Source organism: Mangrovimonas sp. sgz306409 (genome assembly GCF_059735265.1).
In genome coordinates, this window is the sequence record NZ_JCAPEU010000001.1 from 685028 (window position 1) to 698535 (window position 13508).

The following is a 13508-nucleotide window of genomic DNA, read 5'->3' on the forward strand; positions in this document are numbered from 1 at the left end:
TTACTTTTCACCATCCCATTCTGCATAGAATTGCTGAAGGTATTGCTCCATAAAGGCATGGCGTTGCTCCGCAATTTGCTTGCCTGTTTGGGTATTCATGCGATCTTTTAGGAGTAATAACTTTTCATAAAAATGATTGATGGAAGGCGCTTTGGAAGCTTTGTACTCTTCCTTACTCATGTTGAGGTTGGGTTGAATTTCAGGGTCATACAGTTTACGGTTTTTGAAACCTCCATAATTAAAGCATCGAGCGATCCCAATAGCGCCAATGGCATCTAGTCTGTCGGCATCTTGTACAACATCCAATTCAGGAGACTTGAATACCTGTGCTTCATTGCCGCCTTTAAAGGAAATATGGGAAATGATATTGACGACATGCTCAATTATAACAGAATCTACATTTTGATTGAACAGAAATTCTCTGGCAACTTTTGGTCCTAAGGTTTCATCACCGTCATGGAACTTACTGTCTGCAATATCGTGCAGCAAAGCGCCCAACTGTACTGTGAACAAATCGACATTTTCGGTTTTGCCTATATGCACGGCATTGTTGTAAACTCTTAAAATATGAAACCAATCGTGTCCGCCTTCGGCTTTGGAAAGTTGTTCTTGGACAAAGGTTTTGGTATTGGCAATAATCTGTTCTGTATTCATATGCTGTAAAACTAAAAATTCCTTTTAGAAAACTAAAAGGAATTTATATAGAGTTAGATTGGTTTATTATTTCAATGCAGCTGGCTCTACCCATTTAAATTGGTATGAGTTTTCTGGAACTCTCATACGCTCTGATAAACGCGTTAACCTTGCAGGTAGCTTCATTAAATAATCTCTTGCTTTTTCTGCCTCGTCATTAAGATTAGTAATCTTGTCAATTTCCCAACGTTTTATAAGCTTTTCCAGTATTTCTACATAATCTGCAGAGGTGTAAACCCCTATACGTTGTGCTGTATTCGAAAATTCTTCAAAAGCCGTAGAAATTTTATCTCCAGATTCTCTTAGGAAATGTGCTGGCATGGTAATTTTTTTCTTCATCATGTATTGAAAGGCCATCATCATTTGACTAGGATCCACTTTAAAAATACGATCCACAAAATCACAGTAAGCGTGGTGGTGGCGCATTTCGTCTCCAGAAATAATTTTACACATTTTGGCCAATTGCTTGTTCCCTTTGTCTTTGGCAATCTTCGCTACGCGGTTATGCGAAATGTAAGTGGCCAATTCCTGGAAACTGGTATACAAGAAGTTCTTGTAAGGATCTCTATCGGTTCCAATGTCAAAACCATCGGCAATTAAGTATTGCGTGGTTTTTTCAATTTCTTTCATGTTTACGCGACCAGAAAGGTAAAGGTATTTGTTAAGCACATCTCCGTGGCGGTTTTCTTCGGCTGTCCAATGTCGCACCCATTTTCCCCAGCCATTACGGCCTACTTGATCTACTCCTTCTACGTCCATTAACCAGGATTCGTATGTTGGCAAGGCTTCTTCAGTAATCATATCGCCTACTAAAACTACCCAAAAATCATAAGGAAGTTCTTTGGACAACTCACGGATTTCTTCAATTTCAGAGAAAAAGGTGTCGGATTCCGAATCTGGCAAAAAGTCTGTTGGTTGCCAGATGGTTTCTATAGGGAGAAGGTACTTATCTATCAAGGAATCAACGTCTTTTTCCAAAAACTTCATGACTTCCAATCGTACATTTTTTAAAGACATAATAATATGTATTAATTGTTTGGTGTTAAGGTTGAACGTTTGAGGTAATTGTGTGTTCTACGCTATCAATCAGCTCATCGGTATTTGCAAAGGTAGCGATTTTAAGAGGCTTATGCACCGTCAAGGTAATATTTGCCCCCAATCCCATCGGGAATTTACCGTAACGTAAAGTCTTCCAGGAGTTATTTATGGTTAACGGCACTACCGTAGCTGTTGGAATATTTTTGATCAAAGTTTGTAATCCACGTCTTTGAAAAGGCTTTGGATGCCCATTTTTACTGCGTGTACCTTCTGGGAAAATAACCGCAGCATAGTTAGTTTCGTTGATGAATTTTGAAAAGTCACTAATGGCTTTAATGGACTGTCTAGGGTTTTTACGATCAATCAATGCTGAACCTCCGTGTCGTAAATTGTAAGAGACACTAGGAATGCCTTTTCCCAATTCAATCTTACTTATAAACTTAGGGTGATGTTTTCTCATAAACCACATTATTGGCGAAATATCATACATGCTCTGATGGTTGGCCACAATGATAACGGGAGCATCAGTATCGATATTGTGAGGGTTGTTATAGGTAAAGCGGGTGCCAAGAATGTTCAAACAGCGTAACAAACAAAATTGAAGGATGTTGACGGTTTTTTCAAGGGTGTGGTAACCAAAAACACGGTGACTGATCCATAGGATGGGGTGGAATATCAAGAGTGTCAATCCAAAGGCAATAAAGTAAAGAACCGTTAGAGGGTATGCTAGGATTTTCATTTAGTAGCTAATAGGTTTTAAATTAAGGTCCAAAATTACACATAAAAAAACCACGCAAAAAGCGTGGTTTGCAATATTTGGAAAAAGTTGTTTAGCAAAACTCGTTGTAGGCGTCCACAAGGTTTTCGGCAATCATTTCGGCCGGACGTCCTTCAATGTGGTGACGCTCTAGCATGTGTACCAATTCTCCATTTTTAAATAGCGCCATAGAAGGGGAGCTTGGAGGAAAAGGAATCATATATGAACGGGCTTTGTCCGTTGCTTCTTTATCTACACCTGCAAAAACAGTTACCAAGTGGTCTGGGCGTTTTGCATTTTGCAAACTTTGTCTTGCTCCAGGTCTTGCATTGGCTGCGGCACATCCGCATACAGAATTTACTACCACAAGTGTGGTTCCTTCTTTTGCAATTGCAGCGTCTACAGCTTCTACGGTGTGTAGTTCTTCAAAACCAACTTTGGTTAAATCTTCGCGCATTGGTTTTACTAATTCTGCTGGATACATATGTTTAAGTTTTTTTGTTAAAAATTCATTCGATGCAAAGTTAATCAAAAATAGGGCAAAAAAGGCTTGGCAAATATATGTTCGTGTTAATCTTTGTTAAAGGTGAGGAGAAAGCCATCGGCGGCAACATTGTCATCTAGAGTCATTTGGTTACCGGAGATGTTGAGTTGTCCATTCAGCATGTTTTCAATGGTAATATACTGTCCATCTTCTGTGGTGCTTAGGCTGTAGTTGTATGTACCGGTTGATAGTCCGTCATAAATAGTGTTCTCTGTATTGTTGTTGGTAACAGTTATGGTGGTGTTGGATGTATTGAAATCCCAAATAATGCGGCCCGGTTCAAATTCGTCATCTACACCTGCAAAGCCACCGGTAACTCTCACTAGGTTCCAAGAGCCCTCTAAAGTGTTGGTGTTGGCATTGTCATCGTCCGAATTGCAACAGGAATATAAACTACTGAAGAATAGGAGTGCAATTAAAAGTTGGGTTTTCATAAAGCGTGGCTGTGTGTTGTGATTTATAGATGATGAAAATGTCTAAAGGTTGCGTATTCCAAAGTAAAATACATCAATGAAAAATTGCAAAATAGTATCTTTGGAATTCAAAACGAAACAGATGAGTTTTTCAAAATGGATTGGGGCTTCCCTAGGGTGGTCTATTGGTGGACCAATAGGAGCTATTATTGGTTTGGCACTTGGTAGTATGGTGGATGCTGCGGTTAATGAAAATAGAGATACCTTATTGGGAGAGGGCAAGGGCCGCAAAAGGCCTCAATATTCAACAGAAACACATACAAGGCCACAAACGCAATCGGGGGATTTTGAAGTGAGTTTGCTGGTGTTGGCCTCCGTAGTCATCAAGGCTGATGGCAAACAAGACCAACGTGAATTGGATTTTGTGCGCCAGCAGTTTGCCAATATGTATGGAAAAGAGCGTGCCAACCATGCCTTCAAACTTTTTAAAGGCATTAGCAAACAGAATATTTCTACACGACAGGTCTGCGGGCAGATTTATAGAATGATGGATCATCCATCACGTTTGCAACTGTTGCATTTTCTCTTCGGAATCGCCAAGGCCGATGGGCATGTTACCGAAGCTGAAGTCACGCAAATCTATACCATTTCGGGGTATTTGGGTATTAGTGCCCGAGACTTTGAAAGCATCAAGGCTATGTTCTATAATAGCACCGATAATGCCTATAAAATCTTGGAAATTGAGCAGTCGGCTTCAGTAGAAGAGATTAAGGCTGCGTATCGCAAAATGGCGAAAAAGTACCATCCAGATAGAGTGATTCACCTAGGTGAAGAGCATCGAAAGGGCGCAGAAGAGAAGTTTCGACAGGTTCAGGAAGCCTATGAACAACTTCAAAAGGAGAAGGGATTTTAAGTGGAGTCGGTAGATTAGACAGTGTTCAATAAAAAAATAATTTTAAAACTATAGGAGACCTTTTTTGAAAATGACCATAAAGTAATAAAGACAATTTATGAGCGATCAAAAAATAGTGGCACTTTTCAAATCTGGTCATCGAGAAAAGGCGTTCAGGCAACTGTATAAGCTGTACCCAAAAATTGAAAGAATGATACTTTCTAAAGGTGGGAAAAAGCAAGATGCCAAGGACGTATTCCAAGAGGCTTTGATTGTGCTGTACCGCAATCTCCAAAAGCCCAATTTTCAACTTACTTCTTCAATTTACACCTATCTATATGCCGTGTCAAGGTATATTTGGAGTGATACCCAAAACAATCTCAACAAACTTTCTAAAAGTGATCTTAATGAGAATTTAGAAGATATTTCCAATCAAGTTCAGGAGGAAAAAAAGTACCGCTTTGCAGAGCGTGCTTTTTCTGAATTAGGAGAACGATGTCAGCAATTGTTGCTTATGTTTTATCACAAAAAAATGTCCTTTAGGGATATTGCCAAAGTGATGCAATTTAAATCAGAAAAAATTGCGAAAAACCAAAAGTATAAATGTTTGGCCAGGGCCAAAGACATTTTTCAAAACACCTTTCAATCTGTTCAATCCTAATTCAAAACCTCATGGAAAACTATATAAATAACATAGAATTAATCGACCAATATGTAAACGGATTGTTGTCTAGTGAAGCGTTGGTTAGCTTTGAAGAGCGATTGCAATACGATGGGGATTTTAATAGTTTGTACCAAGCGCATTTGGTGATGCTGGGTGGTATGGATCGTGTGGCTTTAAAGGCCGAAATGGCTAAGGGGTACCAAGCCTATAAGCTAGGTAAAGGGCTTAAGGTTGTTGCGGTTTCGGTATTTGTAGCAATTGTTTCTGCAGTCTTGTTTGTAGTATTATCAAAGTCTGGTGAGGGAGAAGAAATTCCCAAGTCGAGTACAACAAAGTCCATCATTGATCCAATTACTGGGGAAGAATATCCTAAAGAGCAAGTTGTAATTGCTTTGGATTCCATCCAAGTGGAAAAAGCTTCCAATATAGGTTTGGTGAAAGATTCTGTGCAGGTTCAGACATTCGCTAAAACCTCAAAGCAAACGTATAAGCCAATTTTGAAAGAGGCTGAAATCATAGTCGTGAATACGGCTAAAGATACGGTGATAGTTTGCAGGGAAGGCACAAGGTTGCGGATCAAAGCCAATTCATTTGTTTATAAAAATTCAGGACGTAAAGTCAATGGAAATGTCAATTTAAAAGTGTCGGAATATTATGAGTTAGCAGATATGCTCTTGGCAAATTTAACCACTCGTAGTCATGATGAGCAGTTAGAAACAGGAGGCATGCTACATCTGGAAGCTTCTCAAAAGGGGAAAGCTCTAGAGTTAAAAAATGGAGTTGCCATAGAAATAGGGTTTCCTAAAAAGGGTCAAAAGGATGGCATGCAATTGTTTGCTGGGGAAGTGCAAGGTGGTTATATCAATTGGGAAGTTCAGCCTGTAATAGAGGAAATGGTATCTGTTGAAGAAGTAGAGGAAGTTGATATTGAAGTGCCATTTGCGGTAATAGAACAGGCGCCCATCTTCCCTGGTTGTGAAAATAAGGGTGATGAGCAGTTGCGTCGGGAATGTTTTAATGCGGCAATAAATAAACATGTTCAAAGGTATTTTAACACTGATATTGTTGCTGGTCTTGGAGTTTCTGGGAGACAACGAATCATGAGCATATTTAAAATTAGCAAGTCTGGAGAGCTGCAGTTTATTCAATCTAGTGCTGCCCATCCAGTATTGGAGGAAGAAGCCAACAGGGTAATTGGGCTTTTGCCTAAAATGATCCCAGGCAAGCAAAGAGGAAAGGCGGTTGCGGTACCCTATTCGTTTCCAATATTATTTAGTGTAGAAAATGAACAGGTTGAAGGATTTGGGGTTAGGGATACAGCATTGGTGACTACCGAGATGTTACGCAGAGGTGCGTTTCCTGCGGATACCATTTATACGCAAGTAAGAGGGGTTACCGAGAAGATCAGGGAGATCATGAGGGATAAGGATTTTGTGGTGGATTCTGCTTTTGTGAAAGAATGGCGAAGATGTGAAGAGGAGAAATTGATTCGTGAGTTTGGTTGGGCAAGTACCAGAAAAGTTATGTTGAGAAAACCATTGTTTGAAATGCAGGGAAGCAGATTTAAGATTCTTGAGAATGATTCCATTACGCGAGGAGGGCATGTTATTAGGATTCCTTTGGATAGTTCGGAGGTGCCATCACAAACTGTAGAAATGGAATTAGTGCCCAAAGTCATTGGGTATATTGGCGGGGATAAGGTAAGTGCCGAAGTGTTTGAAAAGAGAGTTGACGATAGTACAGATGATAAAGTGACTTCTAAAGATGTGAGTTATTATGTGTTGAGGACTGCTAATTTGGGTTGGATCAATTGCGATAGGTTTGTAAAGAGTCGAGGTGCAAAAGTCAAATTTAAACTTAAAATCAAAAATTCTGAAGGTGCCAATGTCAATATGGTTTTTAAGGATTATAATTCGGTGTTGCCAGGTTGGAAAGCGAATGATGAAATTGACTTTGGTACCGTGTCCAAAAACGAGGATATTACTATTGTGGCGATTAAACGAGACGGAGGGAAACTTTATTTTGATGCGATAGAAACCAATACCTCTGAAATGAACAATATTATATTGGACTTTAAAGAGGTGAGTATTACAGAACTTAAAGCCTATTTTGAGGATATTTCTATGGCATTTTAATCGTATTGGTTTTATTTCACATGAAATCTAATGCCAATAAAGAAGCGTCTTCCCTGATTAGGTGCGAAAACATAGGAGGGGTCAAATGTTAGGGCGTATGGGTTGTCTGCAGTTGGGACAACATTTCCGTCATTATCAAATGCTACGTTTTCATCAAACGGATCATGGGCTCTAGCGATAATAAACGGATTGCCTTTGTTTGGGGTCCAATTGAGAAGGTTTTTAATACCGGTATAAAATTCAAAATTAGTTAACCCGTCATAGGTAAGTTGAATGTTTTGAATGCTCCATACGGGAGAGTATGCGCTTCTCGGGTCCAGGTCTCCCAATAATGGAAGCCGCATGGGGCCATAGAGGTTTCCAGTATAATCCAAACTGAGATTGGTTGGGTAATTTTTGTAGGTAAGCGCCCAGGTGCCTGAGAATTTTTCGGTTAGGATTTGTTCGATTTTTTGACCATCTCGCTGCTGGGAAACATCTTGAAAGGTGGCTCCTAAAAGGGCTTTTACGCCACTGGCAAAAGTGGCGTCTATATTTATGCTAATTCCTTTTGAAGTCGCATAGACGTCTAGGTTTTTATAAATAATCTGATTGGGATTACTGTCGTAATCTGGTATAATGGCATTGGTAAAATAAGTGTACCAAATGGAGGTGTCGAAAGTGAACATCATACCGTTATTGGTGTAGAGTTTTTTGAGATAATTCAAATTGATATTGAAGGAGCGTTCGGGTTTGAGGGTTTCTTCAATAATGACCTCTCGAGACCCTGTAAGGGCTGCGTGTTCCTCAGTAAATAAATTGACTACCCTAAAGCCTGTGCCTGCATTTAAGCGAAGGATGTCGGTGTCTGTAGGATTGAATTTGTAAGCAATTCTAGGTGTAATAATGGAGCCGTGTCGATGGTCATAATCGTAGCGTAGGCCCAACAATAGTTTTTGTTTTGTTGTTATTTGAATTTCATCTTGGGCAAATACAGAAGGAATCAGCACTTCGTCTGCTTTAGTGGTGGCGGGCGTGTTGTCGTTGTAAAAATTATAACGGGCCGCTATACCAAATAATAAGTTGTGTTTTTTGAGTGGTTTGTCCCAAACCAATTGAGTAAATCCTATGCGTTGCTGTGCTAGGTAGGGCGAGTTCCCATACACTGAATTTTGATCGTGATCGGCATAGGAAAACTGTAGGTTGAGCAATTGGGTGGTCGGCAATTGGTAATTGCCTAAAAGTTCAAAACGCGTGGTATAGATGCTTTCTCCGTAGACTTCATCGCCTCCTCGGTAACTTTTATTCCATTGCATTTCACCACCCCAACGGTCTTCATAAAAAAAACGTCCTGCAATAGACAATTGTTTATTGCTATTGCTTTTAAAATGCCATTTTTGAAACACAGAAATCCGATCTTGTAGAGTAACATCGGTAAAATTATCGTGGTTGTTATCAATGGGGTTACTGTAATTGTAATAGTTCACTCCAGTGAGTAGCGATATCTTTTTGCCGAGATTTAATTTCAATCCCAAATCCAAATTAGACTCTCCCCAACTGGTTACAAAACCATCGGTGGCAATGCTTGAGGCTGAACTGGGATGCTTGGTGATAATATTGATAAGTCCGCCAACCGCTTCACTTCCGTAAAGGGATGAAGCGGGGCCTTTAATGATTTCAACCTGTTCAATCAAGGAATTTGGAATTCCGGATAGGCCATACACGGTAGATAAACCACTTACAATAGGCATCCCGTCGATAAGCACCAAAGTGTAAGGGCCTTCCAGGCCATTAATGTGAATATCTCCGGTATTGCAAACATTGCAATTGAGTTGAGGTCGTACACCATTTACATTTTGTAAGGCTTCAAAGATGTTTGGAGTTGGGTTTTTCTTGAGAAAAGTGGAGGAATAGACTTCAACAGGTACGGGACTCTCCAATCGGTTGACAGGTTTTAGGGTGCCGGTAATTACTATTTCGTCCAATGATTCGGATTCTTCCAATTCAAATGAAAGATGAAGGTCCTTGTCTTTTATTTCAATTTGTCTTTGTTGGGTTTTATATCCGGTAAAGGAAATAACCATTGTATAGGTCCCGGAAGGGATATTGTTCAATTGGTAAGTCCCGTTGTCATTGCTGGTGGTTCCTTTTGAAGTATTTTTTAGATAAATGTTGGCAAAGGGTAATTGGACTCCGTTGGAAGTAATCACGCCGTTGATGTTATAGGTCTGCTGGGCGGTTGCCGTTATAGTGATAAGATATAAAAGGATGATTGAGAGTCTCATGTTGTTAATTTATGCAAAGGTAAACATAAATTTAGATAAGTCTAAAAATTAATTTATATGGACAAAATCCTTATCTTTGTCAAAAATTAATAACATGTTAAGCCTTGCAGAGGAGAATTATTTAAAAGCTATTTATCATTTAGGGAAGTTTGGAACTATTTCTGTCAGTACCAATGCCATTGCCGAACAGATGCAAACCAAAGCTTCGTCGGTGACGGATATGATTAAGAAACTGGCGGAAAAGGATTTGGTTATATACAAGCGTTACCAAGGCGCTAAACTGACTTCTGCTGGTAATAAAATAGCCGCTTCTGTAGTGAGAAAGCATAGGCTTTGGGAAGTGTTCTTGGTGGAGCATCTCAGCTTTTCTTGGGACGAGGTGCATGAGGTGGCGGAGCAATTGGAGCATATTAAATCCGAAAAATTGATCAATCAATTGGATGCCTTTTTGGAGTTTCCAACCCATGATCCTCATGGTGATCCTATTCCCGATAAAAATGGACAAATACAAAAAACAGACAAGGTGTTGTTGTCGCAAATTGACGAGGCCGAGTCTTGTATGTGTGTGGGAGTAAAAGATTCTTCCAGTGAATTTTTGAAATACTTGGATAAACATAAAATTGCCTTGGGCACCGAATTGAAGGTGCTGTCTAAAGAGTCTTTTGATGAGTCCATGATTTTGGAAGTGCATCAAAAACCATTAAGTATTTCCAAAGTGGTTTCCAATAATCTGTTTGTAAAAAAATAGAGTATGAATATAAGCGGGCCATTATTTAATCTGTTAGTGTTTTTAGGAGTGTTGGTCTTGGCATATGTGCTTTTTAGGCCAACTAAGGGATGGTTTTGGTTGGTTGCCAACAGTGTGAAAACGAACCAAAAGGTCATTACTGAAGATGTTTTAAAACAGCTTTATACCTTGGAAAACCAAGGAGAGCATATTTTAAGGAAGGAGGTTGTTAATAGTTTGCAATATAACGATAGTACTTTGGAAAGTGTCATTGCCACAATGGCTGAAAATGGATTGGTGGATGAGCCAAGTCTAGGAGAAATTAGGCTGACGGCTTTAGGTCGGGACTATGCCCTTAAGATTGTGAGAGTGCACCGTCTTTGGGAAAAATATTTGGCCGAGAAGACGGGGTTTGATAAAACTGAATGGCATGCCAGAGCCGAAAAGATGGAGCACCAATTGAGTCATGAGGAAACCAATGTTTTGGCTACGGAATTGGGAAATCCAATTTACGATCCACATGGGGATCCTATCCCTTCACATTCTGGGGAATATGCAGATATTGATGGAGCACATTTAAATGATTTGCCTGTGGATACCGTTGGTAAAATTGTTCATATTGAGGATGAGCCAGAGGTGTATTACCGACAAATATTAGCCGAGAATATTCATATTGGTTCTGTCATCCGTGTGGTAGAAAATACTAATAGGCGTGTGTTGTTTTATGCAGAAGGGGAAGAGTTTATTTTGGCGCCGGAAGTGGCACGTAATTTAACCATAGAAGTGTTTGAAACCCAGGAAGAGCTTGAGGAATTGGCTGTAAGGCTATCTGCTTTAGGAACTGGGGAAAAAGCTGAGATCTTGGGAATTTCAAAAGAATGTAGAGGGGATAGTAGAAGGCGTTTGTTGGATTTGGGGTTTGTAAAGGGTACTACAATACAGATAGATTTGGTGAGTCCGCTGCAGAACCCAAAGGCCTATTTAGTGAAGGGCACAACCATTGCTTTAAGGGATGATCAGGCGGCCAAAATTCTAATTAAAAAGATGTAAGGATGGAAAAGAATGTAGTATCGAGTGCTTGTGAAGTATGTCCACAATACAATCCAGATGGTTTGAAAAAGTTGGGAGTTAATGTCGAAAATACCGATTATGTGGTGGCTTTGGCAGGGAATCCCAATACGGGAAAGAGTACCGTGTTTAATGCCTTAACAGGTTTGCGTCAGCATACGGGGAATTGGCCGGGTAAAACGGTCACGAGGGCAGAAGGCGCTTTTGGATATAATGACAAAACCTATAAGTTGGTGGATCTGCCTGGAACCTATTCTTTGTTGTCTACTTCAGAGGATGAGGAAGTCGCTAGGAATTTTATCCTTTTTGGAAAGCCTGACGTAACGGTGATTGTGGTAGATGCAGGACGTTTGGAGCGCAACCTTAATTTGGTGTTGCAGATTCTTGAAATTACGGATAAGGCGGTTTTGTGCCTGAACCTCATGGATGAGGCCAAACGCAACCATGTAGAAGTGAATGAAAGGGCTTTGGCCAAACGTTTGGGAGTTCCCGTGGTGGCAGCTAGTGCCAGATTCAACAAAGGAATTCCAGAATTGATTGATGTGATTTCACAAGTGGCCACAGGGAAGATTGCCTGTAAGCCACATCGTATTACCAATGTCCCTAAGCATATCAATGATGCTGTTAAAAAATTGAGTGATCAAATCAAACAACGGTTTCCGAATGTTCCCAACAGTCGTTGGATTGCTTTTAGGTTGTTGGACGGTGACCAAAGAATCATTGAGGCCTTACGTGAAGGCGAATTTGAATTTCAATAATTGATGAAAGATAGCGTAGAAGATATTATAGAACTGTCCAACGATTTGCGTTGGAAAATGGGTGGTGATTTTCACGACCATATTACCGAAAGTATTTATGCCGATGCCTCGGAAATTGTGGAGGCTACGGTGACCACCGATAGCAGAAAGGGGCGTAACGCCGTAGATGTGACTATAGACAGGATTGTGACCAGTAGAAAATGGGGGTTTCCAATCATGTTTTTGGTGTTGGGGGTGGTGCTTTGGCTGACCATCATTGGGGCTAATTATCCATCAGGATTATTGGCAGAATTGTTGTTGGATACCATTCGTCCTGCCTTGAAAAGTGGGGCTGCCAATTTGCATTTTCCATGGTGGCTAAGCGGTTTTTTAATTGATGGGGTGTATTTGGCCTTGGCTTGGGTTATTGCGGTTATGTTGCCGCCTATGGCGATTTTCTTTCCCTTGTTTACGTTGTTGGAAGATTTTGGGTATTTGCCAAGGGTGGCCTTTAATTTGGATAATCTCTTTAAAAAAGCAGGAGCGCATGGCAAGCAGGCCTTGACGATGAGTATGGGATTTGGCTGTAATGCGGCCGGAGTTGTAGCTACAAGAATTATAGATAGTCCACGTGAACGATTGATTGCGATTATCACCAACAACTTTTCCCTGTGTAATGGGCGCTGGCCTACACAGATTTTAATTGCTACTATTTTTGTGGGGGCGGTGGTGCCTAAAGCCTTGTCGGGTACTGCAGCGGTTCTTTCTGTAATTGGGATTGCGGTATTGGGAATGGCTTTTATGTTTACCAGTTCTTGGTTATTGTCCAAAACAGTCTTAAAAGGGCAGGTGTCTACCTTTAATTTGGAATTGCCTCCCTACAGACCACCTCGATTTTGGAAAACCCTATATACGTCTTTAATTGATAGAACCTTGATCGTATTGTGGCGTGCTATAGTGTTTGCTGCTCCGGCAGGTGCGGTAATTTGGTTGATTTCCAATATTATGATTGGGGATCATAGTATTGCCTATTGGATGATACATTCCTTGGACGGTTTTGGATGGTTGATTGGTTTGAACGGGGTGATTTTGGTAGCTTATATTGTGGCGATTCCAGCCAATGAAATTGTCATCCCTACGGTTTTAATGTTGACGGTTTTGGTAACTGGAATGTCCGGAGGTGAAGGTGCTGGTGTCATGTTTGAACTGGACTCGGCCAATGCTACTGGGGAAATTTTAAAGGCAGGAGGTTGGACCTTATTGACGGCCGTAAATTTGATGTTATTCAGTTTGTTACACAATCCCTGTAGCACGACTATTTATACTATTTATAGGGAAACTAAAAGTGTGAAGTGGACGGCAGTGGCCACCTTGATGCCTTTAATTATGGGGTTTGTAGTGACCTTTTTGGTAGCACAGGTTTGGCGACTATTTTAGTTAATGACATCCACAATCATCTTTACCACAACTTTTAGTAGGTGCTTTTTTAGGTAAAAGGAACTTCTTGGCTAAGAAGGCAACCGCCAAAACCAAAGCGGTAATTACTAATATGTTTTGAATGATGGTATTCATGGTT

Annotated in this window: 12 protein-coding genes and 1 pseudogene; 6 read left to right on the forward strand and 7 right to left on the reverse strand. The window is 40.3% G+C overall.

Annotated elements, in window-relative coordinates:
• From AC6I5C_RS03060 to AC6I5C_RS03080, 5 genes are all read right to left on the reverse strand, one after another.
• A complete protein-coding gene (locus AC6I5C_RS03060) occupies positions 1–654 on the reverse strand; it encodes an HD domain-containing protein (RefSeq protein WP_497903890.1) in 654 nt (217 codons plus the stop codon).
• Positions 655–720: 66 nt separating this feature from the next.
• Positions 721–1710 carry an acyl-ACP desaturase gene (locus AC6I5C_RS03065; protein ID WP_497903891.1) on the reverse strand — a complete coding sequence of 330 codons (990 nt, stop codon included), beginning with the start codon at positions 1708–1710 and terminating at the stop codon, positions 721–723.
• A gap of 25 nt (positions 1711–1735) precedes the next feature.
• The gene (locus AC6I5C_RS03070; protein ID WP_497903892.1) at positions 1736–2470 is read right to left on the reverse strand and encodes a lysophospholipid acyltransferase family protein; all 735 of its coding nucleotides are present in this window, start codon (positions 2468–2470) and stop codon (positions 1736–1738) included.
• 91 nt (positions 2471–2561) lie between these two features.
• Positions 2562–2972: a BrxA/BrxB family bacilliredoxin gene (locus AC6I5C_RS03075; RefSeq protein ID WP_053977081.1), complete on the reverse strand. Its 411-nt coding sequence runs from the start codon at positions 2970–2972 to the stop codon at positions 2562–2564.
• An 86-nt stretch (positions 2973–3058) separates the two neighbouring features.
• Positions 3059–3466 (reverse strand): hypothetical protein, encoded by a 408-nt coding sequence (locus tag AC6I5C_RS03080; RefSeq protein ID WP_497903893.1) that lies wholly within the window; start codon positions 3464–3466, stop codon positions 3059–3061.
• 121 nt (positions 3467–3587) lie between these two features.
• On the opposite strand from AC6I5C_RS03080, the gene AC6I5C_RS03085 reads away from it, so the two are divergent.
• The 3 genes from AC6I5C_RS03085 (at position 3588) to AC6I5C_RS03095 (ending at position 7136) form a co-directional block, all read left to right on the forward strand.
• Positions 3588–4358: a molecular chaperone DjiA gene (locus tag AC6I5C_RS03085; RefSeq protein WP_053977080.1), complete on the forward strand. Its 771-nt coding sequence runs from the start codon at positions 3588–3590 to the stop codon at positions 4356–4358.
• A 97-nt stretch (positions 4359–4455) separates the two neighbouring features.
• Entirely contained in the window at positions 4456–4998 is a 543-nt protein-coding gene (locus AC6I5C_RS03090; RefSeq protein WP_497903894.1) for an RNA polymerase sigma factor, read from the forward strand.
• A gap of 11 nt (positions 4999–5009) precedes the next feature.
• Positions 5010–7136, forward strand: coding sequence for an energy transducer TonB (locus AC6I5C_RS03095; RefSeq protein WP_497903895.1), 2127 nt, complete (start codon positions 5010–5012; stop codon positions 7134–7136).
• 11 nt (positions 7137–7147) lie between these two features.
• On the opposite strand, the gene AC6I5C_RS03100 is transcribed toward AC6I5C_RS03095, so the two are convergent.
• Positions 7148–9400 carry a TonB-dependent receptor gene (locus tag AC6I5C_RS03100; protein ID WP_497903896.1) on the reverse strand — a complete coding sequence of 751 codons (2253 nt, stop codon included), beginning with the start codon at positions 9398–9400 and terminating at the stop codon, positions 7148–7150.
• A 94-nt stretch (positions 9401–9494) separates the two neighbouring features.
• Between AC6I5C_RS03100 and AC6I5C_RS03105 the strand changes: the two genes are divergently transcribed.
• The 3 genes and pseudogenes from AC6I5C_RS03105 (at position 9495) to feoB (ending at position 13369) form a co-directional block, all read left to right on the forward strand.
• Positions 9495–10148, forward strand: a complete 654-nt coding sequence (locus AC6I5C_RS03105; protein WP_053976423.1) for a metal-dependent transcriptional regulator — start codon at positions 9495–9497, stop codon at positions 10146–10148.
• A gap of 3 nt (positions 10149–10151) precedes the next feature.
• Positions 10152–11177 (forward strand): metal-dependent transcriptional regulator, encoded by a 1026-nt coding sequence (locus AC6I5C_RS03110; RefSeq protein WP_497903897.1) that lies wholly within the window; start codon positions 10152–10154, stop codon positions 11175–11177.
• A 2-nt stretch (positions 11178–11179) separates the two neighbouring features.
• Positions 11180–13369 (forward strand): annotated as a pseudogene (feoB, locus tag AC6I5C_RS03115) (ferrous iron transport protein B).
• On the opposite strand, the gene AC6I5C_RS03120 reads toward feoB, so the two are convergent.
• Positions 13370–13504 (reverse strand): FeoB-associated Cys-rich membrane protein, encoded by a 135-nt coding sequence (locus AC6I5C_RS03120; RefSeq protein ID WP_497903898.1) that lies wholly within the window; start codon positions 13502–13504, stop codon positions 13370–13372.
• Positions 13505–13508: the final 4 nt, after the last annotated feature.